The organism is Desulfurococcus sp. (genome assembly GCF_038881575.1).
Lineage (GTDB): Archaea > Thermoproteota > Thermoprotei_A > Sulfolobales > Desulfurococcaceae > Desulfurococcus.
The window spans coordinates 259,415-284,586 of the sequence record NZ_JAVZPN010000001.1; the positions used below are offsets into that span (position 1 = coordinate 259,415).

Below are 25,172 nucleotides of genomic sequence, written 5' to 3' on the forward strand. Positions count from 1 at the left end.
TTAAGGAGTAGGTATAGTGTCAGCGATCTTCATTACGTCCCCGACGGCGTTAAGGAATCTCTTCTGAGATCTCCTGACATGTCACAAATCTTTAGAGATAAGTACCACGTGTATGACCCCTTCGTAGTATATGTTGGCAGGTTACACCCGCTCAAGGGCATAGACATACTGATAAAGGCGATGGCCCTGGTAACTAAGGAGATGAGAGAGGCAAAAGCAGTGATAATGGGGCCCGGGGATCAGAGGTCCTATAAACAGCTCACTACAAAACTCGGCCTAGACAAGGCTGTGGTCTTCACAGGGTACGTGGAAGAGGATATGAAGATAGCCGCTATAGATGCTTCTAGTGCTTTAATACTTCCTAGTATAAGCAATTATGTAGAGGTTTATCCCATGGTAATATCAGAGGCTTGGGCTCGGGGAAAACCTGTGATAGCCTCAGCTGTGGGAGGAATACCCTACAGGGTAAGAAATATGGTAAATGGTGTATTGGTGCAACCAAGAGATCCCAAGGCGCTAGCCAATGCTATAGCGATGCTACTAAGTGATGAGGGGCTGGCTAAAAAGCTTGGGGAGAGAGGGAGAGGAGAAGTCAAAGCTTGGGGAGAGATAGCTAGAGAGGTGTTGAGGCTCTATGTCGAGTAAGATTCTGGTAACCGGTGGGGCAGGCTTCATAGGTAGCCACATTGTCGATAGATTGATGGGTGAAGGGTTTAGCGTTAGAGTAGTCGATAATCTTAGCAGCGGTAGGTTAGAGAATATTGAGCAGTGGTTGGGGAATCACAGGTTCGAGTTTTTTAGGGGGGACTTGAAGAGCTATAGCGATGCTCTGGAAGCTGTTAAGGGAGTTGACGTTGTTTTTCACTTTGCTGCAAACCCCGAGGTGAGGGTGAGCACAACCAATCCCAGGGTGCACTTCGAGGAGAATGTTGTAGCAACATTCAATCTGTTAGAGGCTATGAGGGAGCGCGGGGTAAAGGAGATAATATTCGCATCCTCGAGCTCCGTCTACGGAGAGCCGGAGACAATACCCGTGGACGAGAATGCCCCGATGAAACCTGTTTCCGTCTACGGGGCAAGTAAGGCGGCATGTGAAAACCTTATCCACTCCTACAGCAAGCTCTACGGGATCAAAGCAGTGATCCTGAGATACGCAAACGTTATTGGGCCGAGGCTGAGACACGGAGTAATATACGATCTCCTAATGAAGATTAAGAGAAGTAGAGAGGTTCTAGAGGTTCTAGGCGACGGTACACAGACTAGGAGCTACATATACATAGCAGATGCTGTAGAGGCTACAATAGCAGCGTGGAGAAATAGTAGAGAGGAGTACAACGTATACAATGTTGGCTCGGAGGACTGGATAACAGTGAGAGAGGTGGTCAACATAATACTAAGTGAGCTAAGATTAGACAATGTGAGAATAGTGTATAGGCCAGTGCTCCACGGAGTTGGATGGCCAGGGGATGTAAAGAGAATAGCCCTAGCCATAGACAAGCTAAAGAAATTGGAATTCACACCTAGACATAAATCAAGAGAAGCAGTAGCAAAAACAGTAAGAGAATTGGCAAAGGAGCTATTATGAAAATAGCATTAATCAGGAATATGGTAAAAATATGGTTCCACAAATACGGCTACCTAGTCTTCACAAAAACACATCAACAAGACAGAAGAGCCGTGGAAGAGTATCTCGAAGAGCTAAAAATTGCCACTTTCGGTAGATGGGGGAACCGGCACTACTGGAACACAGACATGATATATAAAAAGCTTCAGAGATGAGAATACCCTAATATTGTTTCTATATATCACTATGCAATCTATATTAAAGAGAGGAGAAAATGGAATTAAGGTTTAATCACCTAGGCTATCTTTTTAATGTGGCGCCGGTAGAGATTCGAGGAGTATTCCAGGTAGCTAGAGCTTTCACCTTTCGACTAGGAGGCTTTGTACCTCAATTTGAAGCAGGGCTCTCCAAGCCGATCTTAGTTCGTACACGGGATGGTTACCTCTTTTTCTGTAGGCCACATACGCCAGATCTATACACGGTATGTTGCCACGAGCTTTACGAACTTGAGAAGTGGTTTAAGCCTCTTGTTAGAGGGGTCTTTGTAGATGTTGGTGCCTATATAGGCACTTATACTGTTAGGGCATGTAAAAATGCTGAGATAGTTATTGCTATCGAGCCTTTACCGCACAACTTCGCGGTGCTTAAGAAGAATATTGAGCTTAACCAATGCAGCAAGAAGGTAGTGTTGGTAAATAAAGCCGTGGGCTCGATGAGACGTGTATCCTACATGGAGTTACAAAAAAGCATGAATTACATATCTTATTCCACAGCCTCACTTAAACATCATAGGGATGAGGCAAGCAAGCTGATTAGGATACCTGTTATTGAAGAACCGTTAGACGATATCCTTAATTCGTTGGGGGTTGATAAGATCAATCTTATGAAAATAGACATTGAAGGCTACGCAACGCAAGCTCTTCCTGGAATGGTTGATAGCTTAAGTAAAACACGATATCTGATTATCGAGATTTTCAAAGAAGAGCTTGGCGAAGTTCATAGAGTATTAAAACGACTCGGGTTTAGAGTTGTTGACGTTCATGGACTAAACTATTTATATCTTAACGAATCTATATCTTTGTGAATTAGTGAAATGAAATCCCAATATAAAACGCTCATTTTACTGCAATTCTTAAGTTTATGTACTATGTAGTAATTAGGCTGGTTCTGCGTATGATGCATGTAGAGGACATTTTTAAGGCTTTGGATAACCTGCTGGGTTTGACAAACACACCCGTTATTATAATATTAATGTTATCTTTTGCGGTTTTCTTCTTTACATCTTTTCTTCTTCTCTGGCTTGGAAGAGTAAAGGATGAGAAGCTTAGGGATTTCAAGAATGGTGCTAAAACGAGGCGTGGGCACTGGCTTAATAATCTTGTGCTACTTTCAATAGTAGTGCTTGTAATTGGATATGTGCAGAGTATTGTTCTCTTAAGCGTTTCATGGTTGCTGGTTGCAGGTTTAGTGTTGAGCGCCATAACCCTTGTGCTGATCTCCGCCGATGGATCAAACTATGTGTCTGTGGAAAAGCTTTTAATTCTTATCATACTGTTTGCCGCAGTCTTTTCAAGCCATGTAATAATCAATGGTGTTGAAGGTGGCGAAACAACAACTGATACTCTGCAAATCTATATTAAGGGGTATTTTAGGTTCTCAAGACATGCTGGCTGGTACGACCTAGCACCAGTAGATGCTATAGTAAAGAATTTTGTGCTCTACTCCGCAGGTGTTAACAATCCTTACGATCCTCTAACAACAACCATAATCTTCACAGCACTAGGTATTTCAGTAATCATTTATCTACTAACCTATGTGAAGACCTTGCGTGGCAATGGCGTCTTTGATTACTTTGCATTAGCGGTCATACTCATGGCCGTAAACCCATATTCGCTTTTGATAGGAATGTCATCACCACCTACAAATTTCTCCTTGGTTTTCAGCCTACTAGCTGTGTTAGTCATAGCTAGGCATGTAGCCACATCTGCTCCGATAGATTATCGTACGTTAATCCTCGTAGCAATACTTGCTGTATCTGCTACCTTAGCCCACCCCAAGGCTATAATGATACTGTTATACGTATCTTCAATATTGGTGACCAGGCTTTTCGTTCATCGGGGTCGAGGAGACGATCTCACCAGAAGGCTTATTAGTCTCCTGATCATTGTTTTAGTGATCTACTCATTGAAGGCTCTTTATACGGCTACTGCTGAGGGTCTAAAGGGAGTCGTTGACATGATACTGAATGGTTTAACTGATTTGCTTTTTGGAATGGAGTTTAGAGACGTTAATGTATATTTAGGCAGTAGTATGCCTCCACCAAGGTCAACCCTAGTCTCCTTCGCAACCTTCCCAGCCTTCTTGTCGGCAGTATTTCTCGTAGAGCTGTTAAGGTTTTTGAGGAGGGGGGACGCTGATGCGGATACCATAGTCGTAACATTTGTAGTTCTCCTCGCATCGTTCTTCGCTTTAGTTACCAACATAGTCTATAGTGCCTCGAGATATTTAGGGTACCCAGCACTTGTGCTAGGCGGTTTCCAAACATTGACATACCTCATGCATGCAAAGATTAGGCCGACCTATAAGAAGACTATCATAATTCTACTTGGGGTAATGTGTATTTTAAGCATACTTTCGCCAAATAGTCTAATAGAGCAATACAATGTATTTACAGGTGGGAGATGGGCAAGGGTAGAAAACTTCATTTTAACACGGGAGCTATTTGAAATGCTGGACTACAGCTACGTTGCCAGCGTCTTTAATGGATTTGAAGAGGCCAAGTTAACGCTTTATCTGCCGCAGGATATTCTGCTTTATGGTCACCCCTACCACCATGTAGAATGTTTGATTGTGGAGAGAATCCTCATACCAGGAATTGTGAACGCCAGGTCTTACTGGGACTTTTATTCTGGTAATAGGATGTTCTTAAGATCCGAATATCTAGACTCGCCAAATCAATTGGCGAACACAAGTATTATTTTTAGTGGTTGGAAATGGGTGCTCGCATGGAAGCAATAAGAAAAGTTGATCATCCACTGGTTTCAGTTGTCATATCAACGTATAATAGTGCCTCGACAATACGTGATGTCTTAGAATCGCTACTTAAGAACGTGTAGAGATTATAGTTGTCGATGGTCATTTCTCAAGACGAGACGCTGGAGATAGTTAATGAATTTAAGAGTAATAATGCGCATTTGTTTCACGATTTCAAGATCATAGTACACGAAAGAAATTTTGGTGTATCTAGGGCTAGGAATGATGGAATAAAAGCTTCAAAAGGAACCTATGTGCTAATCCTTGATTCTGATGTTGTATTGCCACATAATGCTATTAGTGAATTGGTGAAACTCATGGAAAGAGATCCGGCCCTTGGTTGTTGTCGGCCATTACTTACACCCTATTCAGAAACTAAGATTTCTAAGTGGCTTTTTGACGTCGATCGCAATAGAAAGAGGCGCATTATGAGTTGTGCGGATGCAGCCATGATTAGAAGAGAGGTCTTCGAGAAAGCCGGGTTCTATGACGAGGAATTGGGCCTTTTTTTTTTTCGGTTGATGAGGATATGGAGTTCGCTGCTAGAATATTGAGAGCCAGGTACAAGGTAATTCAGCACGGAGGTCTTATTGCAATCCATTTAAATGAGAAGCGCGATGCCCATCTACTGAGACTAAAGGGGTTAGACGAAAGGAAAGCTAAGATCACCGTAACAACTCTTATTAAGTGGCTATTAGACTACCTTAAACCTAAACATGGTTGGTCGTGGTTTAAGTTCCTTTGTTCACTACCAACAACTTTAAAAATTAGATTTATTCTCCACTCCACTTTCTTACCGTTGCTATTCTTATTGCTAGTTTTCCTAATAATAGTTCCTTCTCCTTCACTTTTAACAGCGATATTTGTTGCCATATTAGCAGTTTTCCTAGATGCGCTACGAGACTTCCTCAACCCAAAGAGGTTACACAAAAGTATTATACTTTCCCTATCAGCACTAGTTAACAGGTCTGTTAGAACTGTTGGGGCATTAGTATATATCATCTATAAGGCTTTGTACAAGAACAAAGTCATCATAAAATAGGGTTTTGGTGTATAAAAATGAAGGTGGCCTTTGTCTCTACACAACTCAGCGTCAATCCTACAGATGGTGTGGCTGTTTATTGCTCTAACATAGCCTCTGAGCTAAGAAAGTTAGGAGTGGATGTCTATGAGATATGGTCTGAAAAAGGTTTCCGAAAGAGATGGCCTGTATACAACCTATATGCTTTTAAGAAGATATCAGATTTGGTAAAGAGCAAACAGATCGACATAGTCCATGGAAACAACGCTGATGGCTTTTTAGCACCACTTCTCGACATTCCCTTTGTCCTAACAGTACATACAGTGTTTCCAGATGAGGTTTCCGCTTCTGGAGATCTTGTAGACGCAGTTAAAAAGCTAAGACTAGACAGACCAGTGATTTTAGGGATGCTCACCTTAGCCGAAGTTTTCGGCGCATATGAAGCTGACATTGTTATAGTTCCAAGCGAATACACTAAGCAACGTCTTGTAAAGCTCTATGGAGTATCGCCAAGCAAGGTTAAGGTTATATATCACGGCGTAAACATAGAAGAATTCAAGCACATTAAAGTACAAAAAGCTGAGGAAACCTGTGACAAAAAGCAGATCACTATATGTTTTGCAGGAAAGTTGGCGAAGTGTAAGGGCGTAGAGTATTTGATTAAGGCCGTTGAAACCCTTAGTAAGAGGTACCCAGTTGAATGTAGAATCATAGGCGATGGCCCATTAAGGGCTAGGCTAGAAAGCCATGTTACCACGAGAAGACTTGACTTCGTTAAGTTCTTAGGCTCCCTTCCACAGAGTAGAGTGATAGAGGAGTTAGCAAGATGTGATATTTTCGTTATGCCAAGTCTGCATGAGTCACTTGGAATAGCTATTCTAGAAGCCATGGCTGCAGGCAAACCTGTTGTAGCTACGAGGGTGGGTGGCATACCAGAAATCGTAGTGGATAATGTTACAGGCATCTTAGTACCACCAGGAAATACAAACGCCTTAATAAAAGCACTCGAAAAACTCATCACCGATGATGAGCTTAGGACAAAAATGAGTCACAATGCTCGTAAGTGGGTTGAAAAATTCTCATGGAAGAGATCAGCCAAAGAACATCTACACATATATACCAAGTTAATAACCTGAGATTTATCAATTAATTATATATGACATAAAAATGTTGTTAATATTGAATGATGGAAAACCATTAATTATATGTGTACAAAAGATCTCTGTTTAAGAGGCATGATATAAGATTTTAGATAATAAAAATAAACTGTACAGCCAAAAAGATTGGAGGTCGTAGCAAGCATTAAAATAGATATTTTACAACATAGACCTACACCTTGCTTATAACATACTTGACACGTTTATCATAATCATATAATTGATGCAAGAGTTTATCAAGACTACAACTTCCGGCATATCTGTGCCGACCTCTTGGAGACTTGTATTATGGTAATTACGTAAAAACGCTAAATTTATGCGCTATATAAATTTATAAATAAGCGAGCTGGGATTGCCCGATGAATAATTTGCATAGCATTAGTGTTGTTGTTGTGAATAGAAATGGGGAGAAGTTTTTAGATAAATTATTTAAATCGTTGTTGGATTCTCTTATTTATGTTGCAAATTTTTATCCTCATGTCAACTTCGTAGAAGTTATTTTTATAGATAACGCTTCAACTGATAGTAGCTTGAAGAAAGCGCATTACTGGAGAATCGTGTTCAACAATAATGGCATAGTGTTTAGGATAGTTCCTCTTAGAAGAAATTATGGTTATACTTTTGCGGCAAGTTGCGGTGTCGTGCTAGCTCGCGGTTCCTATGTAGCTATTTTAAATCCTGATCTATATGTTGATCGCGACTGGTTAGTGCATATATTGAATACTTTTATGAAGTATAGAAGAGTTGGTATAGTACAGCCACTAATATTAGATTATAAAGATCCTAGTATCACACAATCTAAAGGACTTTTCTGTGATGAGGTATATAACTATAAAGGGAATGTATTTAACTCTCAGATAATTCTTGCACCTTTTGGTGCCGCCTATATTGCAAGACGCGATATTCTCATGAAAATAGGTCTCTTAGACTCTCTATTCTTTATGTACGGTGACGAAGTTGACCTCGGTTTACGTGTCTGGCGGTATGGCTATATAGTGCTTTTAGACCCAAACGCACGGGTCTATCATTTCGGTGGAGGAGTGACACCACAAGAGATAGCATTGATAAAGCGGTACTTAGGATTGAGAAATCAACTAATAACTTTGATTAAGTCATGCGACGGAATAACGTGTGCAATTAAGTTTGTGATCTTACTAGGAATTAATGTTGTGCGATGTTTGAGGAGCTTACATACTTGCCGAGCAATACTTTCCGCGTATGCCTACTTGATTAAGAGGCTAAAGGTGCTTCATCGAAGAAGGCTATGTTTATCAGCAAGCAAGCTACTGAAGGAATCTTCTCTCAGAAAAATGGGGCTCATAAGACCTGTTCTGGAATGAGGCCTAGATGTGAATCCTCCACAACTTATGGTAGAGATTGTACAGAGGTCTCTCATAGTTCTAGTATTAAGTCTCGGCTCTCTGGTTTTCTGAAATAAGGATAAGAGAGCGTGGTTCTTTGAGTAAGGTTCCTTGATATTGGCTGCGATTTGAGTTTAATGGGCTCTCTGTTGCGTGCGTAGATTATTGAGTATTAATACTTTTTAGCTACTTTGGCTCTATTTTGGCTCTATGTACTTTGACCTTAATCCCTTGATGCTTCTTCAGTTTTCCTAGTACTTCTTGGACAGGTATATCGTCACCCCATCTTTCGTATACTTGACTACTGATGCCTAGAAAACGTACCATCCCAGTGTTTAAGTCAAGTAAATAGTTAAAATAGTTAAACTAACTTATTGCTCATTCCATAACATTCAGGCTTGTATAGAATGTTTAACCTTAAGGAAGAATATCTTAAATAATCCTCCTAGGTTCAGAGTTGAAGTACCAGTTTCTGCTAAAAATTCTAAGGAGGCTAAAAAGTTTTGAAAAGTTTAGATTAGCAATAGATAAAGCTATTGAGATTGCTCTTAGTTCCTTGGAATAGCTGTTGAGGAAATATGTGACCGATTTACATAACATTAATATTTTAATATTCTAAAAAGTAACTAATGGTTCGCGCTGAGATTGGGGTGATGATGTATTGCAGGCTATAAATGGTGATTTGGGTAAGGTTATTAGCAGGTATCGTGATTTGGTTCAGAGGTATGGGTATTCGTCGTATCTTTTATCGAACCTCGCTTCCCATATTAAATCTTTGGAGGATGCTCTGCGAAAGGTTAAGGATGAGTTTGGTGGGGAACAAGTAAGAATAGCTGATCTGGGGTGTGGTTATGGTGTGCTTGGTAGAATTGTGGCTGACTATCTTGGGGTTGCTGAGCTTCTATGTGTTGATGTTGACCCGAAGAGATTGGAGATTGCGAGAAATCTCTGTGATAGGGTGTTGTTGATTGATATAACTAGTCCTGAATTGGGCGAGAAGTTTTTGGAGGGGTACCATCTTGTCATGATGCATGGTGTGTTAGAGCATGTATATGATTGGGATGCTGTTATAGTTAATGTGAGCAATATGCTTGTTAACGATGGCTTTTTTCTTTTATCAATCCCGAATCTTGGGAGCTGGGTAAACAGGCTTCTCCTCTTGTTTGGGTATCAACCAAGGGATCTTGAGATATCTAGGAGAGGTCTGTTTGGGGTGCTGAAGACTAAGAGATATGGAACAGGGCCGATAGACCATGTGAAGAATAGCAACATATAGAGCCCTAGTAGAGTACTTGGAGAGCTCCAACTTTAAAATCATACGTGCGTACTCCTTATATTCCCGGGAACACCCGCTGATACTGCTAGTAGATAAAATCCTACATCCTTTTCCATCGCTTAGTAGAAGAGTAATGATATTGGCACAAAAATCTCAAAAACACAGGCAATCTTATGAAGGAACAACATAATCTCAAATCTTCTTTATTGCTTTCCTGTAATAATCAAACAGCTAAGTGTTCTGACATTATATTTGCCTATTCATGGATGTACCAAAGAGGCATCGAAATTGGTAAGGTACTTGTTGTAATCAGGGCTAAGGCTAGGGGGCTCGTCTATATTAGCTTTCGAGAAGCTTCCATAGCCCCTCTGCGCAATTCAATACACTACGGTGCTCAAGAAGACTGCCAGGGTGGCGAAGAGAAAGGGTGTTGATACAACAAAATATGTTTTGCCGCCTTTTTAGTAACAATAACAATAAATGGGATTTGGACTGGGTACTGGGTTTTCCGGGGCTGTTTAAAGTTTATTAGTTCATTTTTGCTCTAGATTGATTAATGGAAAGGTATTAGAAGGGTTGGCATGGAGATCTATGTCTTTGGAGGAGTCTTCAAGGAAAGGGCTGGTTAATGAACTTTACAAGGTTCTCAAATCCCACTATATAGCTCTCTATGCCGAGGATAAGTTCTTCGAGTATCTTCGAAAAAGGCTTTGTGTTTATAGTGATGAATGGTGTGATGTGGTATATGCTAGAAGAAATGAATCTACTAGAATAGGATATGTTAAGGCATTGATAAATGATCTTCACCGTGTTGTCTATAGCGATTTTGCTGTAGTTAGAGATGTTGCTCTTGAAAAACTGGAGCTTGCATGGCATGGGCGTGTAAGAGAACAGGTGTCAGAAGATCTTAGCACAGGAATAGACATCGTGTATCTGATACAGTATCCCTATGGTGGTAAATCGGTAGTTTTGCCGCTATTCATTGCAGCAAAATCACAGCAAAATGATTTTACAAAGGTAAAGCCCTCTGAGATTATTAATAGGCATCTAATGTACTTTGGCAAATTCCTTGAAGAGAAACACGGGTATATCAAAGTAGCGATGGAGAGCATTCCGCATTTTGTACGAGGAGTTGTAACGGGCATCGAAACAGAATCAAAAAGAGGTGATTGTCTAGTTGAAAAAGATAGGATGAGAATCTACACAGACATGGTTTGCGGTGCTCTAAACATTGTTTTGCGCGATATACAAGAGATATACAATGAAATAATAAACGATCAAGAGTTGAGATCACTTGACTTAGCTACTTGGATTATAGTATTACTGTACGTATCACGGAAACTAGATTTGGTAGTGTTATCAAGTGCCGAACCCCCTAAACCCCCATATGGAGGACTTAGTCAAATAAATGATATAGTTAGCGAGGTTATGGAGAGGCTTCGCAAGGATGTCGCTGGTGAGAGAACAGAAATTCCAAAGACGTTGGGAAAGCAAATTGAAAATGCTGTTAAAGAGGTATTGAGCAATACTGAAAAAATTGAAAGACGCGGATACAGACGGCCTGTCCCAGCATAGGGATTTAACGCCATAGGCAAAACTTTATGGAAAAATGGAGAAGCCAACACTTGAAGAGCAAAACCATTTTTGATCCAAGAGTTTTTAGATTATTGATCCATAGCTTTTTAGCAAAGTCGATAAAGCCCTTTATATCTATGCCTTAATAGCACTACACACCACAATTCATAAATTTTCGAACAAGAACCTCAGAAACGCTATTATTACGCCTTACTGCAACAGGGTTTTTCGCGGAGAACTACAAAGACCACTCAACATTCAGGGGTGTAGCTTGTGAGAGTACTTATTACCGGTGGCGCTGGTTTTATTGGTCATAACCTTGCTCTGTATCTGGCTGAGAGGGGCTTCGATGTTCTTTGTTTTGGATAGTTTGGAGAGGTCTACTGGCTTCGCGCTGGAGAGGCTTAGAGCTGTTGGAGTCCCTGTTGTGAGGGCTGATGTCAGGTCGTTTGACGGCTACAGTGGCTTCGACGTCGCAGTCCACGCAACCGCCTACGTGAGCGTCCCAGAGTCTATCGAGAGGCCTATCGAGTATCTCGATAACAATGCTCTCGGGACAGCTAGGGTAGCATACAACTGTGCCAGGCATGGTGTTAGACTCGTTTACTTGAGCTCTGCTGCTGTCTACGGGGACCCTGTTAAGCTCCCGATTCCAGAGGGTCACCCGGTCAACCCCGTCTCCCCCTACGGGTTCAGCAAGTGGCTTGGGGAGCTGGCTGTAAGCCACTTCGGCTCTGTCTACGGCCCCGGGCAGAACCCGTCATACGCGGGAGTAGTTGCGAGCTTCCTCGAGAGGGCTTTGAGGGGTGAGCCCCTAGTCGTATACGGTGACGGAGAGCAGACGAGAGACTTCATATACGTCGACGACGTCTCAGAGGCTGTACTGAGGATTATAGAGGAGGACGCCTTCGACAGTGAAGTGTACAATGTGGGTACAGGCAGGCCGATAACCATAAGGATGCTGGCCGAGGCTGTGAAGAGGGTTGTCGGCAGAGAACTAGATATAGTCTTCAAGGACCCCAGGCCGGGTGATATCAGGCACAGCTACGCGGACAATACAAAATTATTGAGAAAGTTCAGAGTAAGCTTCACACAGCTGGAGACAGGGCTGAGGAAGACACTGGAGCTCCAGTACAATCAATAGCCTTAAGAGATTGAACTAGGCATGTGATGAACTTTGTAGCCAGTTAACATTCAACATTCTAAGTACATAAATAACCTTATCTACCCGCTCTAATTACATGAAAGATTAAGATTTTTGTATTGTCAATTAGCGACTTCTTATGCAAGATCTTATTGTTGTAGCAGCATCATTGTTGCATCTGACCTCCTCCCCGCCCTAAAAGGCAGGGCTTTCAGTTGTAACATGCTTTATAGGTAGCGTTGCATCAGCCACATTATCACTCATCTGGTACTGTGACACGCACTATCGCCTCCTTTCTATGCAGGTGCTGTATCTTCGAGCTGAGCTCCTTCGGAATGTATATACACAACAATCCATGGCTTGTCTTCGAAACCCTAGCGTGAAACACGTACTCCTCAGGCATGGCAACACGCCTCCACGAGTAATTACTACAGAAAAACTTGTAAATACTTCTGTAAATTACAATAACGAAATAGGGATGAACTCGGTGAGCAATGCGAGGGGATGGAAGCCGCTCAATGAAGCCCCGTGCCCGCCCGAGGGAGGCAGGCTCCCGAAGAGCGGGCACAGAAGCCGGGCAAGGGGTGATGAGGCGAGCAACGAAATCAACCATCATGAACCACTATGAAACCAGAACCCCTACACTAGGTAGAGGGGGTGATTGTTTTTACTCCAAGTGCTTGGGCTGCTTTAGCTTGTTTTTCGTCTAGTGTAGCTAGTGGTAGCTTCCTCTCCATGGCTACTGCAATGTATAGGGCGTCATACACCGTCACACCTGTTTTAAGAGCTATTTCGAACGCTTTCGGCAAATACTTGATCTCGGGTTCAACATCTATGTTGACTCCCACCATTGATAGCAGTATTTTCATGAGCTGAGTTGCTACATCAATGCTCATGGTTTTCCTGACTACGGCATCTTTCCACACAGCATTCAACACCTCCTTCAACGCTAAGTCAATAGTCACGCACAACTTCAGGTACTCGGCAAGCCTTTCCCAGCCGGGCTCCCTGCGAATGAAGGCTGCTAGCAGGGATGCATCAACGACTATCACGGTCCTCCCTCACAGAAGTAACCGAGGATCCCCTGGGAGACTCTAGTGGTACTTGTGAAAGCGTCTTGACTATATTCTTGATGTTTTCCTCGGCCTCAAGCATCCTCAACCTGCTCTCGATAAACCTCCTCACCTCCTCGGCCCAGTTCACCCGATCCCTGTACTTATCCATCTTCTCCCTGATCTCTCTCCTAAGCTTCACACTGAAAACACTCACTACTCAACCACCACAGTTTATATATTGGTAAACCCAATATTTAAACATATGATAAACCTTAATGGTCTACCAGCTCTAAAACCCGATGTCCCGCCCACTCGCTGAATAAACATGATATGCTGAAGAATCAAAGCCATGTTAGCGAAACACATGGATAAGCTATTTCTCTCCAGATGCATTGATCAACTCATATATAGCGGTTAAAACGAACACCCAGGGAGTCCCACCTTGCCCGCAATTACAACTGAAAGCCCCGCCTTTTAGGGCGGGGAGGAGGTCAGTGGAGGCGTTGAAGCCGTGGTGTCAGAGACCCGAGAATAGTGAATAGCGTGTACCACTCATATTACAGAAATACTACGAGAGAAAGATGCCCATAGGAGAAACCGAGTAATGCGTATATAACTCTGTGAAGTGTATTGTGTTAAGTGATTTTCAAAAAAAAAAGATTTTTAATTCATTCACTGTTATTGTCTCGTTAGGTGGTTGCTGAATCATGGATCTTTACCACCTGGGTCGCTACAGGTTTTTGCTTTCTGCTTCATCTGTCGCGCTCTTCCTGCTATTCTATGTAATTATAGCCATAGTGGACCCCGTGGGCACCGTGAGGCGCGAACTGGTCGACTACGCTTTCTGGCTGTTGTTCATTCTCTCTTTCACAGCTGGTTTCCTAGATGTCTGGACTTATTGGAGGATGCTCCCGGTCTTCTCAACGTACCTCGTTTCATTGATGGGGCTTATCCTGCTGGCCGTGGGCAGGCTTGGGTCTGTGATATATAGTCTTTACCTATCGGGCCTTTCCATTCAGCCCATTGGAGGAAGCCTCATAGATCCCGCATCTATCTACTTGGTATCATATACTACCGTGCCCGGGGCTTACCTCGTCTTCGTCGCGACGACCTGGCATGCTCTCAGAGGCCCAAGGGTTTTCAGCGCATCGCCAACCCTTAGCGAGATCGTTGATGATGCCACCGGGAGGCTGGCCAGAGTGCCTACCACGCTTCTCTACCTCGTCGCTTTTCTCACTGGCTTTCTCATTAGGGCCTACCCGGAGACAAGGTACAGCCTTCCTATTGGCTGGGATACTCTCGAGCATGTCGCGAACTCCCTAGACTTCGCCCAAGACCCGCATATAGTTACAACGTATATTTGGCTCGGCTGGCCCAGGAACCTGCCGCCTCTACTCACATGGATCTCAGGCCTCTTCGCAATGTTCTCGAACCCGTTTCTATTCTACAAGCTCTACCCACCCATAGTATTCGGGTTATCAACCCTCGTGGCATGTGCGATAGCCTACAGTATCTCCAAGTCGAGGCTAGCAGGCATCCTGGCAGCGCTCGCGGTAGCCTTTAACCCGTGGATACTTGGGCAAAGCCAGCAGTGGCAAAGACATATGCTCGGCCTCTCACTCCTACTATTCTACTTATACCTAGACCAAGCGGGAAAGAGCCGGGGCTCTAAGACGGCTGTCTTAACGCTTCTCGCCCTCAGCTATGAGCCTGGAGCAGTTATTGCGCTAGCAATATCCGTGCTAGAGGCTACTTGGACGAGAGATAAGAAGTTCGCGATACCAGCTATTATCTCGTCGATAATGCTCCTCTACTATATACGTTTTCCAATAAATCCTCCTGTATCCATTACTCCCAAAGGCATCAGCGTCGCCGGCGGGGTCAGCTACCCAATGTGGGACACGCTCCGCTACACGATAACGTGTTTCCTCCTATTATCCCCATCCATAGTCATATACAGAATATGGGAAGAGACCGGGAGAGCCGTCAAGGCGACTATAGTGATCCTCCTAATAGTGTTTCTAACACCGGTGGTCTCAACGATCGGCGTCGTCGATCAGCATAGATGGTACCTAATGCTGCTATCAATCCTAACACCATACACAATACTAGCCCTTACAAAAATAAGTAAGAGATTCGCCACAGTGATAATACTCCTCCTAGCACTCATCGGGTCCGCCTACCCTCTCACACCACAAGGCCACTACTACTTCAATATATGGGCCTCAGTATCGACGCCATACGCATACGGTTACCCGTGGAGCTTAACACCAGCAATTGGAAATATTTCAGAAATCGAGCTTGCCGCAGAGATTGTAGAACCATATAGGCTTACGACAACCCTGGTTCCATTCGACCTCTATCCAGCACTACACATATTCATAAGAAACCCATCAAATATCATAATATTGCAACAAGTCAGCATCTTTCCAGTCGTAGACATAATGAAAAAACTTGGAATACAAAAAGCCATAGCTGTAACATACACCAACATGACAAAAGAGCTGGAAGAACTGATAAAATCAAACTCCACGACAGCAAGCCAGATCAAGCTGGAAAAGCTTAGAGAAGACGGCATCAACATATACGTAGTTGAACTAGAAAATTCAACAATAGCAACACCCGTCCCTCAAACATAGCGACAATAATGGTTAAGTGTGGTAGCAAGACATATAAACTTCGTCCAAGTCTTTATAAGTAGCAATTATTATAGAGACAGAACTACTGCTAGCCTCGAATACTTTAAGGCGCTTAGCTTTAGATTTACAGATGCACCTATTAAAAAATTGTTCCACCTTGCTTCATGGAGTTTGATTATATGGGAAGAAGCATTAGATTCCTTGATCCATCACCATTTCTATAAGATATTCTCTTCGAGAACTTCTATGGAGGAGTATACGATGACCTGGATGTCAGGGACAACGTGGCCGTATATGTTGGAGTTGGCATCGGAGATATCAAGATTATCTCTATTAAGAAGCACTAACAGAGTTATCGAGCTAGAGCCTTATCACAAGCCCTCCGACCTGGCTCGCACCAATATTAGAGTCAATGGTTTCGAGGATAGAGTTAAGCTTCTGAACGTAGCTCTAGCCACTAGCAACGGGTACACTCACGCCCCCGGGAAGGAGATTCGCGAATACGCCCTCTTCAGGCCGGTATCGCGGGGCAAATCAATAAAAACCATTGCTCCCAGATCTATTATCGAGGGCTATAACATAGTGAATGGAGTGCTCAAAATGAATTGCGAAGGATGCAAGTACCAGGTATTCAACCACACGGATGGAGATACCCTGAAGGTCTTCAAACAAGTAGTTATCGAATACCATGATGGAGCGAGGCCTATAGCTGGTTTACTGAAGGATTTACGCTACGATGTAATCGCGAAGCCCATTAGGAGCACCAGTATACTCCTGGAGAAGCAGGGCTACACAGCGGCAAAACTCTGAAGCCGGAGAAAGTGATTGTGCTATGTGGCCAAGGATCTCTATAATCTGGCTCAACTACAACTCGGGAAGGATAATCGAACTGGTTCTCAAGTCTCTTGAAGCAGTTGCGAGCCTGGACTATCCGAGTGATAGGTACGAGCTCATAGTGGTGGACAACGGGTCTACCGACGGCAGCTTTGAGGCCGTGAGAGATTATCTCGAGAAGAAGGGTGGCTTGAGGAAAAAAGTGGTCAGGCTTGAGAAGAACCTGGGTTTCACCGGTGGCAACAACATCGGGTTTAGAGCGAGGGATAGAGACTCCGAGTACGTCGTGCTATTGAACAATGACGCTATCCCGTTCCAGGACAGCCTCAAGGCCATGGTCGAGCACATGGAGCAGTTCAACTACGCAGCCCTACAGGGAGTTATCCTGAAGTATGGAGCTAAGAACATTATTGATACAGCCGGCGACTTTCACGACGAGTTCTTCAACAGTATACCGGTCGGACAAGGTAAACCATATCCCTGGATCATTAGAAAACCCTTCTACATAACCTACGCGGATGGCTCATACTCCATATACAGGGTAGACGCTGTTAGAAGATGCGTTGGCGAGAGGCTCTTCATAGACGAGAGCTTCGCCTACGGAGACGACAACTACCTGGGGTTAATGTTCTGGAACTGCGGCTACAGAATAGTTACTATACCGGTTGCTACAGCCGAACACTACAGGTCGGGGACATTCGGTAAAATACACGGCATCCAGTGGTATCTCTCAGTGAGAAATGAAATAGCCCTCAACGTAGTTGCAAACTCGAGGTTCAAAAGCCTAGTTAATCTATATGCTCTAAAAGGCTTCATAACACCAACTGTAGCGAAGGGAGGGCTGTGGAGCCTGCACCTCCAAGCAGTACGCGACGGGTTAAGATATGGCAGGAAGCTGAGGAGAAAAATTGGGCCCATAGACATCTACAAGGCACCACTGGTAGATCTAAGCGTGGGTGAGGCATTAAGCCTCCTTCTTATGCCTCGAAGAGTCTACGCGAAGACCATGGAAGGTAAACTGGGAAGAATTATTGAGAAGTACCAAGCACCATCTAGTTAAACCGATGCCCACTCGGGTAATATTTTTATGCTCGGAGCCCAGCATCTATCCTTAGGAGGAGGTGTTTTAGTGAAGGGGCTTATCCTTGCTGCCGGCGAGGGCTCTAGGCTCAGGCCTTTTACGTTCTCTAGGCCTAAGCACTTGATCCCTATTCTAGGCAAGCCTATGATACAGTATAGCCTCGAAGACCTCGTCTCCTCTGGTGTTAAAGATATCGGCGTCGTCGTAGGCTACTTTGGCGACATGATCAGGGAGTTCCTAGGGGATGGCTCTGGTTTCGAGGCCAAGGTAACCTATATCCACCAGGAGAAGAGGCTCGGAATAGCCCACGCTATCCACAGAGGGATTGAGGAGGGATTCCTGGACAGAGAGTTCATCGTCTATCTGGGCGACAACATCCTCAGCGACAGGGTGAGGAAATACGTTGAGCACTGGCTTGAGAACGGTAGCGATGCCCACATCCTCCTAGCCAAGGTACCCGACCCAAGGCTTTTCGGCGTAGCAGTACTGAGGGATGGAATAGTTGTCAAGCTCGTTGAGAAGCCTAAGGAGCCCGTGTCAGACCTCGCCGTGGTAGGCGTCTACATGTTTAGAGACCCAGAGCTTGTAGCCAGGGCTTTCAAGAGCCTCAAGCCATCATGGAGAGGCGAATACGAGGTCACAGAGCTGATACAGTGGTTTATAGACAACGGGTTTAAAGTCACATACTCTACAGTAGACGGCTGGTGGAAGGATGTAGGAACCTACGAGGGCCTGCTGGACGCTGTCTACCTATTGCTAGACAGAGCCGAGCCAAGAGTTGAGGGCGAGGTTGAAGGCGAAGTCAGGGGGCGTGTGATAGTTGAGAAAGATGCTGTAGTCAAAGGGGTTGTACACGGCCCAGCATACATAGGCCGGGGAGCTATAGTTGAAAGGAACGCTACCGTAGAGCATTACGTGTCGATAGAGCACAACTCGAAGATTACCTCGGGTAGTGTATCCAGGTCTATCATCCTCGACAACAGTACGCTAGACTTGAATAAAGCTAGACTCGTAGACAGTGTTATTGGATCTAGGAGCCAGGTGAAATGCTCTAGGGAGGCCTACGGCGACATCAAGCTTATTGTCTCAGACTACAGTACCATAATACTCTAGGGTGGGCTAGTTGAGGCTCCTGGTGACAGGTGGGGCAGGCTTCATAGGTAGCAACTTCGTCAGATACGTGGTTGAAAAACTAGGCTGGAATATCCTGGTCTACGATAAATTATCCTACGCTGGGAGGCTCGAGAACCTCCAAGGGGTGTTAGACAAGATCCTCTTTATCCGGGGCGATATAGCTGATGAAGAATCGTTTAAGAAGGCTGTGGAGGAGTTCCAGCCCGACGCTATAGTAAACTTCGCGGCGGAGACTCACGTTGATAGATCTATCAACGAGCCCGCGCCCTTCATATGGACGAACATACTCGGGGTTTTCACGATCCTCGAGGTCTTGAGGTCTCTAAAGCATGACATCTTACTCCTCCACATGTCTACAGACGAGGTCTACGGGGATCTATGGGGTACAGACAGATATGCTTCGGAGGATGACCCCTTGAATCCCTCTAGCCCCTACTCGGCTTCAAAAGCATCCGGAGACCTCTTGATCAAAGCCTACGGGAGAACATATGGGATTAGGTATAGGATTATGAGACCATCCAACAACTATGGCCCCTACCAGCATCCCGAGAAGCTTATCCCTAGGAGCATCATCAGGCTAATCCATGGCAAGCCTCCTGTGTTATACGGTGAGGGCTCCCAGGTTAGAGACTGGCTCCACGTGGAGGATACTGCTAGAGCCATCCTCACGGTGCTCGAGAAGGGCTCTGACTACGAGGTCTACAATATCTGTGGGGGCATGTTTGCAACCGTGAGAGAGGTCGTAGTCAAAGTTTTAAAGGCCATGGAGAAGCCCGAGGACTACATCATCTACGGGAAGCCGAGGCCGGGAGAGGACAGGAGGTATGCTATGAAGTGCAATAAGATCAGGGAGCTCGGCTGGAGGCCCCTGATACAACTAGACCAGGGTCTGGAGTCTACTGTCAAATGGTATCTCGAGAACGAGTGGTGGTGGAAGGGACTAGTTGACGAGAGATACGTGTTAGCCGATGCCCCGTGGTGAAATCATGAGGGTCCTTGTCACGGGCGGTACAGGGCTCCTGGGATACAATCTAGTCAAAGTATTGAGTCCCCTAGGCTATGATATCTATGCAACCCACCACGGGCATAAGCCACCTCAAGCTGATGAGGTTAAATGGCTCAAGTTGAATCTTGAAGAACCCGAAACCATAATAGATGCGTTGAACACGGTTAAACCCAACGTTATTATCCATACAGCCGCTTACACCGATGTAGACGGGTGCGAGGTATACAAGGAGAGAGCTTTCACTGTAAACTATATTGCTACGAGAGCAATGGCGAGACAAGCCGCTAAACACGACATCTTCCTAGTCTATATATCCACAGACTACGTCTTTGACGGCGAGAAGGGACTATACAAGGAGAACGATGCCCCAAATCCTGTCAACTACTATGGATTGACGAAGCTCCTCGGCGAGGCATCTGTGGCTTCAATACTTAGCGAGGAAGAAAGCCTCATAGTGAGGATTAGCGGCTTATACGGCTATAGCCCTACCGGGAAGAAGAATTTTGGTATCAATGCTTTAGAGAAGCTACTACATGGAGAAGAGGTTGTAGCATTTGCTGATCAATATCTATCGCCTACATATGCATACTTCTTGTCAGAGAGAATAGCTAAAGCAATTGAAAAGGGAATTCACGGTGTTATCCATATTGCTGGACAGAGGATGAGTAGACTAGAGTTTGCAGCATTACTAGCAAGAATTTTAGAAGCTGATGAGAAGCTTGTAAAACCTACAACGATAAAACAATTCAAATTTAATGCTAGAAGACCCAAAGACTCCAGCCTAGACACATCATATGCAAAAAGCATTGGTCTTGATATGCCTCCTCAGGAAGAATGCATTAAACATTTTGTTGATACATATTTAAGAGAGGTTAAGAGGTGAGTAAATGCCGTTCAAATCATTTAAACAATTAGACATACCTGGTGTTATTTTAATAGAGTATGCTGTGTTCCCTGATCAAAGAGGGTTATTTGCAGAACTCTACAAGAGAACAGATTTTCTATCTAGTGGAATTCCATATGATTATGTCCAAGTAAATCTAAGCTTCTCTAGGAAGAATGTTGTTAGGGGTCTTCACTACCAGCTTAAGCCTGCTGAGCAGGGTAAGCTTGTCTATGTTATCAACGGTAGAGTATATGATGTTGCTGTCGATATAAGGAAGGGTTCTCCATGGTTCGGAAAATACGTTGGCATCGTTCTAGAGCCTGGCAAAGCCCTCTGGATCCCACCTGGATTCGCTCATGGTTTCCAGGCTCTAGAAGATACATATTTCCTGTATCTAGTGACCAAGGAATACAATCCACAACTAGAGAGATGCATAAAGTGGAGCGATCCAGAGATAGGTGTTTCATGGCCCATCAAAGAAGGTGTCATACTTAGTGGGAAAGATGAGAAATGCCCGCCACTGAGAGAAGCTGAGACGAATTTTGACTACCCGGTATAAACAATGCTACAGGTTCAAGGATTGCAGAGTATGTGGCCAGAGATATCGATTATTTGGTTTAACCATAACTCTATGAAGATTACCGACACTGTGTTAGAGTCTCCAAATTTATGAATGTTCCATATCTCTTGGAGACTCTTTTCGTGTGTTATATGCTATCATGTATAGCCTTTAGATATGTTTTGGATGAACCATATCTTAGTGTTGTTCTTCCTGCAACCCATTTTATTCTATGTAGTAAAGCATATGCTTTGTACCTGGTATTGGAAATTAGTATAGTTGTTATTCCATTTTCTTAGCATTAGATATGAACCTGGACTATTCATTTGCCTAAATGTGGGGCTTCTTCTGTGAAGAGTTACTGGATGCAGTATAGAGATTTATTTATATCCGCAACTCCGCATCATTAACCCTAATATGTTGCCATCACCTAGGCAAAAACTCATCTATAAACATCTTATTCCCAATTTTTCTTTCAACGCAGTTAATTATCGCTTCAATTGAATAGAGGGCGTATGCGCCATCTGCATAGGATAATGTAAAAAGGTTTCTTGATGATCCATGGATATATTTCTCCATTCCCTGTTAGATGCGTCGTCAACAACTCATCAACGAATTCTCCAGCAGTGTCTATGCGTTTTCATCATAATCCAGTATAACTCTGTTTAGTCCTCCTATACCCCATTGAATTTCTCTGCATAGTCCACCAAGTCCTTTAAACTGTTTCGCATTGGTATAGCATCATTGTTTACCAACAAAACATATTTTGATTCCTTATCTCTTTCTCTATAGCCTACGTTGCATCCTCCTGTAAAGCCGAGATTATCATCAAGCCTAATAATCTTTTTCCTTGAACCGCTTGTCTTATCGAGGAATTCCCTGATTTTCTCGAAGCTTTCCATCTGTAGAGCCATTATCAACAACTATAAGCTCATACCTATCATTTGGATAGTCTAGATCCGCGATGGCTCTAAGAGACCATATCCATCCTACTCCATCTCTGTGGACTATTAGTGTAGCTCCAATTGCAGTCGTTCCAGCTTTTGATAGCATGAGGTATTCTGCATAGGGTGGACGTAGGTAGAATGAAGCTCTCCAAAAGGATGTTTCTAAGCTTCTGCCTTGTGCATTTCAATAGTGAGCTTTTCAGCACCAATACCTAATCTTATGCAAAGGGTGCATTATCGATATCTTCAGGCGTAACCTATGTACTCTTATAACTAATGATTTTTAAAGAACAATAATGCATTCATTTCAGATCAAAGCAGAAAATCCCTGAAATGCCCTGTTTAAACCCAGACTCCATGAGACCTTGCTTAGTAGCTAAAATAACCTATACGAAGAGGCATTCATGTTCATAAAACACTATGTGATCAATACGCTATACGTAGCTTTAAAGCAAAACGGGTTATAATATTCAGAGGAAAGAGCCACTGGACAGAGATCTAGACTGTGGTGGTATATATGGATAAACCACGCTTAGTCTGCGTGTCGATGCCAACACCGCATAGTGGTGGTGGTGGTTTAAGGGCTTTAAGATCTTTAAAAGAATACTCTAAATATTTCGAAACATATTTGTTTCCTCTTTTCACACTCAGAGAGCGAAGATATATCGATGTTGTAAAAGAGTTGCAAAGTACTGGCGTGAAAATATCCGGCTACATTAATCCATCTGCTCTTCTCTATGGGATTAAACTTACTAGGAAGATCCTTTATCTCTTTCCAAGACTACTTAGACCCCATATTGGAGCTGTAAATTTTAAAGGTGTAGTAGCTCTTCATGAGGGCTTGGACGCTATTTTCATCGGGAATATTCTAGGCGATTATTTCAATATTCCAAAGATCGCACTACTGCAACTTCCTCCTTTTTATAGTTCTAAGGATAGAGTACGTAATATCTTAAGGGCAGCTATGAGGTGGCGAAAACTTATAGCAGGGAACTCACTGCACGAGAAGATCTCTAATATGGAATCAATAGTGAGATTCAATACCTATTACGGGTTGACCTCTAGGAGATTGAGAAGACTTCTAGGAAAATACGATGTAATTATTACAGTCTCAAAATCTATTCCAATGGAAATGGGTGATGAATGGTTAGATAGGGTCGTCTCCCTTGATCCCGGGGTTTCCCTGGATGAAGACGATTTGAGGACTATTATTAGCCTGAGATCCAGCGTCAGGAGAAAAGCGAATTACTTAATTTTTGGAGGCAGACCTGTCTACGAGAAGGGCTTTATAGACGCTTTAATAGCGTTTAAATCAATTTCTAGACACCATAGCGATTTAAAACTTATTGTAACAGGTTACCCCAGGGGTATCCCGATTCAAAGACTGAGAAGAGCCTGTAGGAAACTTGGAGTCGAAGACAAAGTTTTATTTACGGGTTTCTTGGCGAGAGAAAGAAGATTTGAACTGGTTGCAAAGGCAAGATTGATGCTCTACCCCAGCTACATGGACGCTTTTCCCTATGCAGTTCTAGAATCCCTTTACCTCGGGACACCTGTTGTAGGATACAGTATACCTGCTCTGGACATCTACTACGGAAAGCATCCAAGCGTAAAGCTCGTCAGCGAAGGAGATATTGAGGCATTAACCATTGAAGCATTAAATATGCTTGAAAAAACTGGTGAATTCATAGAACCACCTAAAATACGGAGTTGGAGAGAAATAATGGATGAAGAAGTCTCACTTATCAAGAAAACTATAGAGAAGCTTTCGGGTCTTCGAGAGCCCTAGCATTATTTAACGTAGAAGTCTCAGGATCTCCTCCACGAGGAATTCGGCTCCATCGGGGTACACTGGTGGTTTACGGTTCCTAGCTTCCTCGAGTACTCTTATCGCGGGGTTTTGATTAATACCGCGTTTAATTTCTCAGCTAGTACTTCAGCGTCTTAGTGCAGCGTTTAAAGTCGTTTTACCGTAGTGCGATATCACTAGGCTTACACCTGCTATATACTTGTTGAAATCGAATACCATGTCGAACACGATCCATTCATTTCCCATGTATTTACGTGGATCACAGTGTCTATCTGTCTCTGGCCTCTTCCCCCGCCCTGAAGGGTGGTTCACCGGTTCCCCGCATCTATTCCAGGTTTACACCTGTAAAACAACCATGTCTAACTTCATTATCATATATGATATCAAATAATTTGCAGAAACCATATATGTTCCACCAGTAACAACTATATACCCCTCATCTCTGTTCTCGTACTCAGGTAGCTCGTAGAATGGCCCATATACCTTGCCATCTGGGCGGGGTCTCTTCTGCTCAGGCCGCTGAAGAACAGTGATATTACTAATTGGTTTAAGCCACTTAGCAGTCAGGCCCGGCTTAGTAAACCTTTTTCCACCCTCGAGGTTATATATCTTTGAACCCTTAATCTTAGCAGCAAGCACTGGCGCCGCACAGTGATTACTCCCAGTGCTACGAAGACCTCCCCACCTGGAACCCTAATTAAACTCTCAAGGAAAGCCCTAGGCAACAATAGAGCCAGCTTAGCAAAACTCTCATTGGCTCTCTCGGCTTAGTTGTTTCAACCACGCAACCGTACTTCTCCAATCTTCTGCGATTAAGCCAGTCACCCTTGGAAACAATGAAGAGCATCTCAGCTTTACCCTCTAATCTCTGTGCAAGGCTAACTGCAAACCCCATGTGTTCTCCACCGCCAGCGGCAATTACGATCACTGATCTCTCACCATTGAAATACTCTTCAACTATAGCTATATATTAAGGCACAAACATGAATATCGAGAGTACTGTGGTGAGTTAAGCTTCTGACTACATATGATTTAACATTAATTATACGTGGTCTGAATAAAATTCATTTAAAGAGGACAAGTTTCTTAG

The 25,172-nt window shown here is 43.6% G+C and carries 31 protein-coding genes; 23 read left to right on the forward strand and 8 right to left on the reverse strand.

Going from position 1 to position 25,172, the window contains the following annotated elements:
• From QXV08_RS01305 to QXV08_RS01370, 14 genes are all read left to right on the forward strand, one after another.
• The coding region (locus QXV08_RS01305) for a glycosyltransferase family 4 protein (RefSeq protein WP_342821374.1) at window positions 1-645 on the forward strand (645 nt) is incomplete at its 5' end.
• Window positions 635-1,585: an NAD-dependent epimerase/dehydratase family protein gene (locus QXV08_RS01310; RefSeq protein WP_342784130.1), complete on the forward strand. Its 951-nt coding sequence runs from the start codon at window positions 635-637 to the stop codon at window positions 1,583-1,585. The genes QXV08_RS01305 and QXV08_RS01310, both read left to right, overlap by 11 nt.
• The gene (locus tag QXV08_RS01315; protein ID WP_342784131.1) at window positions 1,582-1,779 is read left to right on the forward strand and encodes a hypothetical protein; all 198 of its coding nucleotides are present in this window, start codon (window positions 1,582-1,584) and stop codon (window positions 1,777-1,779) included. Before QXV08_RS01310 ends, QXV08_RS01315 begins: the two co-directional genes overlap by 4 nt.
• A gap of 59 nt (window positions 1,780-1,838) precedes the next feature.
• Entirely contained in the window at window positions 1,839-2,648 is an 810-nt protein-coding gene (locus QXV08_RS01320) for an FkbM family methyltransferase (protein ID WP_342784132.1), read from the forward strand.
• 89 nt (window positions 2,649-2,737) lie between these two features.
• Window positions 2,738-4,582, forward strand: a complete 1,845-nt coding sequence (locus QXV08_RS01325) for a hypothetical protein (RefSeq protein ID WP_342821375.1) — start codon at window positions 2,738-2,740, stop codon at window positions 4,580-4,582.
• Window positions 4,570-4,680, forward strand: coding sequence for a glycosyltransferase (locus tag QXV08_RS01330; protein WP_342784135.1), 111 nt, complete (start codon window positions 4,570-4,572; stop codon window positions 4,678-4,680). The genes QXV08_RS01325 and QXV08_RS01330 overlap by 13 nt, the downstream gene beginning before the upstream one ends.
• A gap of 15 nt (window positions 4,681-4,695) precedes the next feature.
• Complete coding sequence (locus QXV08_RS01335) at window positions 4,696-5,151, forward strand: glycosyltransferase family 2 protein (RefSeq protein WP_342821380.1); 456 nt, start codon at window positions 4,696-4,698, stop codon at window positions 5,149-5,151.
• On the forward strand, window positions 5,127-5,639 hold the full coding sequence (locus tag QXV08_RS01340) for a hypothetical protein (RefSeq protein WP_342784137.1): 513 nt from the start codon (window positions 5,127-5,129) through the stop codon (window positions 5,637-5,639). The genes QXV08_RS01335 and QXV08_RS01340 overlap by 25 nt, the downstream gene beginning before the upstream one ends.
• Window positions 5,640-5,656: 17 nt before the next feature.
• Complete coding sequence (locus QXV08_RS01345; protein WP_342784138.1) at window positions 5,657-6,754, forward strand: glycosyltransferase family 4 protein; 1,098 nt, start codon at window positions 5,657-5,659, stop codon at window positions 6,752-6,754.
• A 380-nt stretch (window positions 6,755-7,134) separates the two neighbouring features.
• The gene (locus QXV08_RS01350; RefSeq protein WP_342821376.1) at window positions 7,135-8,115 is read left to right on the forward strand and encodes a glycosyltransferase; all 981 of its coding nucleotides are present in this window, start codon (window positions 7,135-7,137) and stop codon (window positions 8,113-8,115) included.
• 682 nt (window positions 8,116-8,797) lie between these two features.
• On the forward strand, window positions 8,798-9,412 hold the full coding sequence (locus QXV08_RS01355; RefSeq protein WP_342786664.1) for a class I SAM-dependent methyltransferase: 615 nt from the start codon (window positions 8,798-8,800) through the stop codon (window positions 9,410-9,412).
• A gap of 591 nt (window positions 9,413-10,003) precedes the next feature.
• Entirely contained in the window at window positions 10,004-10,987 is a 984-nt protein-coding gene (locus QXV08_RS01360) for a hypothetical protein (protein WP_342785990.1), read from the forward strand.
• Between the two features lie 273 nt (window positions 10,988-11,260).
• A complete protein-coding gene (locus tag QXV08_RS01365; RefSeq protein ID WP_342788356.1) occupies window positions 11,261-11,356 on the forward strand; it encodes an NAD-dependent epimerase/dehydratase family protein in 96 nt (31 codons plus the stop codon).
• Window positions 11,337-12,131 (forward strand): NAD-dependent epimerase/dehydratase family protein, encoded by a 795-nt coding sequence (locus tag QXV08_RS01370; RefSeq protein ID WP_342785988.1) that lies wholly within the window; start codon window positions 11,337-11,339, stop codon window positions 12,129-12,131. The genes QXV08_RS01365 and QXV08_RS01370 overlap by 20 nt, the downstream gene beginning before the upstream one ends.
• 256 nt (window positions 12,132-12,387) lie before the next feature.
• Here the strand turns inward: QXV08_RS01370 and QXV08_RS01375 are convergent, their stop codons facing one another.
• Window positions 12,388-12,534: a hypothetical protein gene (locus QXV08_RS01375; RefSeq protein ID WP_342785986.1), complete on the reverse strand. Its 147-nt coding sequence runs from the start codon at window positions 12,532-12,534 to the stop codon at window positions 12,388-12,390.
• Between the two features lie 75 nt (window positions 12,535-12,609).
• On the opposite strand from QXV08_RS01375, the gene QXV08_RS01380 reads away from it, so the two are divergent.
• Window positions 12,610-12,759, forward strand: coding sequence for a hypothetical protein (locus QXV08_RS01380; RefSeq protein ID WP_342788357.1), 150 nt, complete (start codon window positions 12,610-12,612; stop codon window positions 12,757-12,759).
• 16 nt (window positions 12,760-12,775) lie between these two features.
• Here the strand turns inward: QXV08_RS01380 and QXV08_RS01385 are convergent, their stop codons facing one another.
• Together QXV08_RS01385 and QXV08_RS01390 are read right to left on the reverse strand one after the other, a co-directional pair.
• Window positions 12,776-13,183: a type II toxin-antitoxin system VapC family toxin gene (locus QXV08_RS01385; protein WP_342785982.1), complete on the reverse strand. Its 408-nt coding sequence runs from the start codon at window positions 13,181-13,183 to the stop codon at window positions 12,776-12,778.
• Entirely contained in the window at window positions 13,170-13,400 is a 231-nt protein-coding gene (locus QXV08_RS01390; RefSeq protein ID WP_342785980.1) for a CopG family transcriptional regulator, read from the reverse strand. Before QXV08_RS01390 ends, QXV08_RS01385 begins: the two co-directional genes overlap by 14 nt.
• A gap of 493 nt (window positions 13,401-13,893) precedes the next feature.
• Between QXV08_RS01390 and QXV08_RS01395 the strand changes: the two genes are divergently transcribed.
• The 7 genes from QXV08_RS01395 (at window position 13,894) to rfbC (ending at window position 21,325) form a co-directional block, all read left to right on the forward strand.
• Window positions 13,894-15,825, forward strand: coding sequence for a hypothetical protein (locus QXV08_RS01395; protein ID WP_342785359.1), 1,932 nt, complete (start codon window positions 13,894-13,896; stop codon window positions 15,823-15,825).
• Window positions 15,826-16,086: 261 nt separating this feature from the next.
• The gene (locus QXV08_RS01400) at window positions 16,087-16,635 is read left to right on the forward strand and encodes a hypothetical protein (protein WP_342785357.1); all 549 of its coding nucleotides are present in this window, start codon (window positions 16,087-16,089) and stop codon (window positions 16,633-16,635) included.
• A gap of 22 nt (window positions 16,636-16,657) precedes the next feature.
• Complete coding sequence (locus tag QXV08_RS01405; protein ID WP_342785355.1) at window positions 16,658-17,719, forward strand: glycosyltransferase family 2 protein; 1,062 nt, start codon at window positions 16,658-16,660, stop codon at window positions 17,717-17,719.
• Window positions 17,720-17,788: 69 nt separating this feature from the next.
• Window positions 17,789-18,853 carry a glucose-1-phosphate thymidylyltransferase gene (locus QXV08_RS01410; protein WP_342785353.1) on the forward strand — a complete coding sequence of 355 codons (1,065 nt, stop codon included), beginning with the start codon at window positions 17,789-17,791 and terminating at the stop codon, window positions 18,851-18,853.
• Between the two features lie 10 nt (window positions 18,854-18,863).
• Window positions 18,864-19,856, forward strand: coding sequence for a dTDP-glucose 4,6-dehydratase (rfbB, locus tag QXV08_RS01415; RefSeq protein ID WP_342785351.1), 993 nt, complete (start codon window positions 18,864-18,866; stop codon window positions 19,854-19,856).
• A 4-nt stretch (window positions 19,857-19,860) separates the two neighbouring features.
• Window positions 19,861-20,763, forward strand: coding sequence for a dTDP-4-dehydrorhamnose reductase (gene rfbD / locus QXV08_RS01420; RefSeq protein ID WP_342785349.1), 903 nt, complete (start codon window positions 19,861-19,863; stop codon window positions 20,761-20,763).
• Between the two features lie 4 nt (window positions 20,764-20,767).
• The gene (rfbC, locus tag QXV08_RS01425; protein WP_342785347.1) at window positions 20,768-21,325 is read left to right on the forward strand and encodes a dTDP-4-dehydrorhamnose 3,5-epimerase; all 558 of its coding nucleotides are present in this window, start codon (window positions 20,768-20,770) and stop codon (window positions 21,323-21,325) included.
• 426 nt (window positions 21,326-21,751) lie between these two features.
• On the opposite strand, the gene QXV08_RS01430 is transcribed toward rfbC, so the two are convergent.
• On the reverse strand, window positions 21,752-21,904 hold the full coding sequence (locus QXV08_RS01430) for a hypothetical protein (protein ID WP_342821377.1): 153 nt from the start codon (window positions 21,902-21,904) through the stop codon (window positions 21,752-21,754).
• Between the two features lie 95 nt (window positions 21,905-21,999).
• Window positions 22,000-22,239 (reverse strand): glycosyltransferase, encoded by a 240-nt coding sequence (locus tag QXV08_RS01435; RefSeq protein WP_342785345.1) that lies wholly within the window; start codon window positions 22,237-22,239, stop codon window positions 22,000-22,002.
• A 580-nt stretch (window positions 22,240-22,819) separates the two neighbouring features.
• Here QXV08_RS01435 and QXV08_RS01440 point away from each other — a divergent pair.
• A complete protein-coding gene (locus tag QXV08_RS01440) occupies window positions 22,820-24,061 on the forward strand; it encodes a glycosyltransferase family 4 protein (RefSeq protein WP_342788167.1) in 1,242 nt (413 codons plus the stop codon).
• A gap of 147 nt (window positions 24,062-24,208) precedes the next feature.
• Here the strand turns inward: QXV08_RS01440 and QXV08_RS01445 are convergent, their stop codons facing one another.
• From QXV08_RS01445 to QXV08_RS01455, 3 genes are read right to left on the reverse strand one after another with little or no spacing between them, the layout of a single operon-like run.
• The gene (locus QXV08_RS01445; RefSeq protein WP_342785341.1) at window positions 24,209-24,394 is read right to left on the reverse strand and encodes a hypothetical protein; all 186 of its coding nucleotides are present in this window, start codon (window positions 24,392-24,394) and stop codon (window positions 24,209-24,211) included.
• 24 nt (window positions 24,395-24,418) lie between these two features.
• Window positions 24,419-24,721, reverse strand: a complete 303-nt coding sequence (locus QXV08_RS01450; protein WP_342785339.1) for a hypothetical protein — start codon at window positions 24,719-24,721, stop codon at window positions 24,419-24,421.
• A 58-nt stretch (window positions 24,722-24,779) separates the two neighbouring features.
• On the reverse strand, window positions 24,780-25,010 hold the full coding sequence (locus tag QXV08_RS01455; RefSeq protein WP_342785337.1) for a hypothetical protein: 231 nt from the start codon (window positions 25,008-25,010) through the stop codon (window positions 24,780-24,782).
• Window positions 25,011-25,172: the final 162 nt, after the last annotated feature.

Bases quoted from the DNA above. Each gene is read 5' to 3' on its own strand.
- QXV08_RS01310 (WP_342784130.1), top strand. From the start codon at position 635: ATGTCGAGTAAGATTCTGGTAACCGGTGGGGCAGGCTTCATAGGTAGC.
- QXV08_RS01315 (WP_342784131.1), top strand. From the start codon at position 1,582: ATGAAAATAGCATTAATCAGGAATATGGTAAAAATATGGTTCCACAAA.
- QXV08_RS01320 (WP_342784132.1), top strand. From the start codon at position 1,839: ATGGAATTAAGGTTTAATCACCTAGGCTATCTTTTTAATGTGGCGCCG.
- QXV08_RS01325 (WP_342821375.1), top strand. From the start codon at position 2,738: ATGATGCATGTAGAGGACATTTTTAAGGCTTTGGATAACCTGCTGGGT.
- QXV08_RS01330 (WP_342784135.1), top strand. From the start codon at position 4,570: ATGGAAGCAATAAGAAAAGTTGATCATCCACTGGTTTCAGTTGTCATA.
- QXV08_RS01335 (WP_342821380.1), top strand. From the start codon at position 4,696: ATGGTCATTTCTCAAGACGAGACGCTGGAGATAGTTAATGAATTTAAG.
- QXV08_RS01340 (WP_342784137.1), top strand. From the start codon at position 5,127: ATGGAGTTCGCTGCTAGAATATTGAGAGCCAGGTACAAGGTAATTCAG.
- QXV08_RS01345 (WP_342784138.1), top strand. From the start codon at position 5,657: ATGAAGGTGGCCTTTGTCTCTACACAACTCAGCGTCAATCCTACAGAT.
- QXV08_RS01350 (WP_342821376.1), top strand. From the start codon at position 7,135: ATGAATAATTTGCATAGCATTAGTGTTGTTGTTGTGAATAGAAATGGG.
- QXV08_RS01360 (WP_342785990.1), top strand. From the start codon at position 10,004: ATGTCTTTGGAGGAGTCTTCAAGGAAAGGGCTGGTTAATGAACTTTAC.
- QXV08_RS01370 (WP_342785988.1), top strand. From the start codon at position 11,337: ATGTTCTTTGTTTTGGATAGTTTGGAGAGGTCTACTGGCTTCGCGCTG.
- QXV08_RS01375 (WP_342785986.1), bottom strand. From the start codon at position 12,534: ATGCCTGAGGAGTACGTGTTTCACGCTAGGGTTTCGAAGACAAGCCAT.
- QXV08_RS01380 (WP_342788357.1), top strand. From the start codon at position 12,610: ATGAACTCGGTGAGCAATGCGAGGGGATGGAAGCCGCTCAATGAAGCC.
- QXV08_RS01395 (WP_342785359.1), top strand. From the start codon at position 13,894: ATGGATCTTTACCACCTGGGTCGCTACAGGTTTTTGCTTTCTGCTTCA.
- QXV08_RS01400 (WP_342785357.1), top strand. From the start codon at position 16,087: ATGACCTGGATGTCAGGGACAACGTGGCCGTATATGTTGGAGTTGGCA.
- QXV08_RS01405 (WP_342785355.1), top strand. From the start codon at position 16,658: ATGTGGCCAAGGATCTCTATAATCTGGCTCAACTACAACTCGGGAAGG.
- rfbD (WP_342785349.1), top strand. From the start codon at position 19,861: ATGAGGGTCCTTGTCACGGGCGGTACAGGGCTCCTGGGATACAATCTA.
- rfbC (WP_342785347.1), top strand. From the start codon at position 20,768: ATGCCGTTCAAATCATTTAAACAATTAGACATACCTGGTGTTATTTTA.
- QXV08_RS01430 (WP_342821377.1), bottom strand. From the start codon at position 21,904: ATGGAGAAATATATCCATGGATCATCAAGAAACCTTTTTACATTATCC.
- QXV08_RS01435 (WP_342785345.1), bottom strand. From the start codon at position 22,239: ATGGCTCTACAGATGGAAAGCTTCGAGAAAATCAGGGAATTCCTCGAT.
- QXV08_RS01440 (WP_342788167.1), top strand. From the start codon at position 22,820: ATGCCAACACCGCATAGTGGTGGTGGTGGTTTAAGGGCTTTAAGATCT.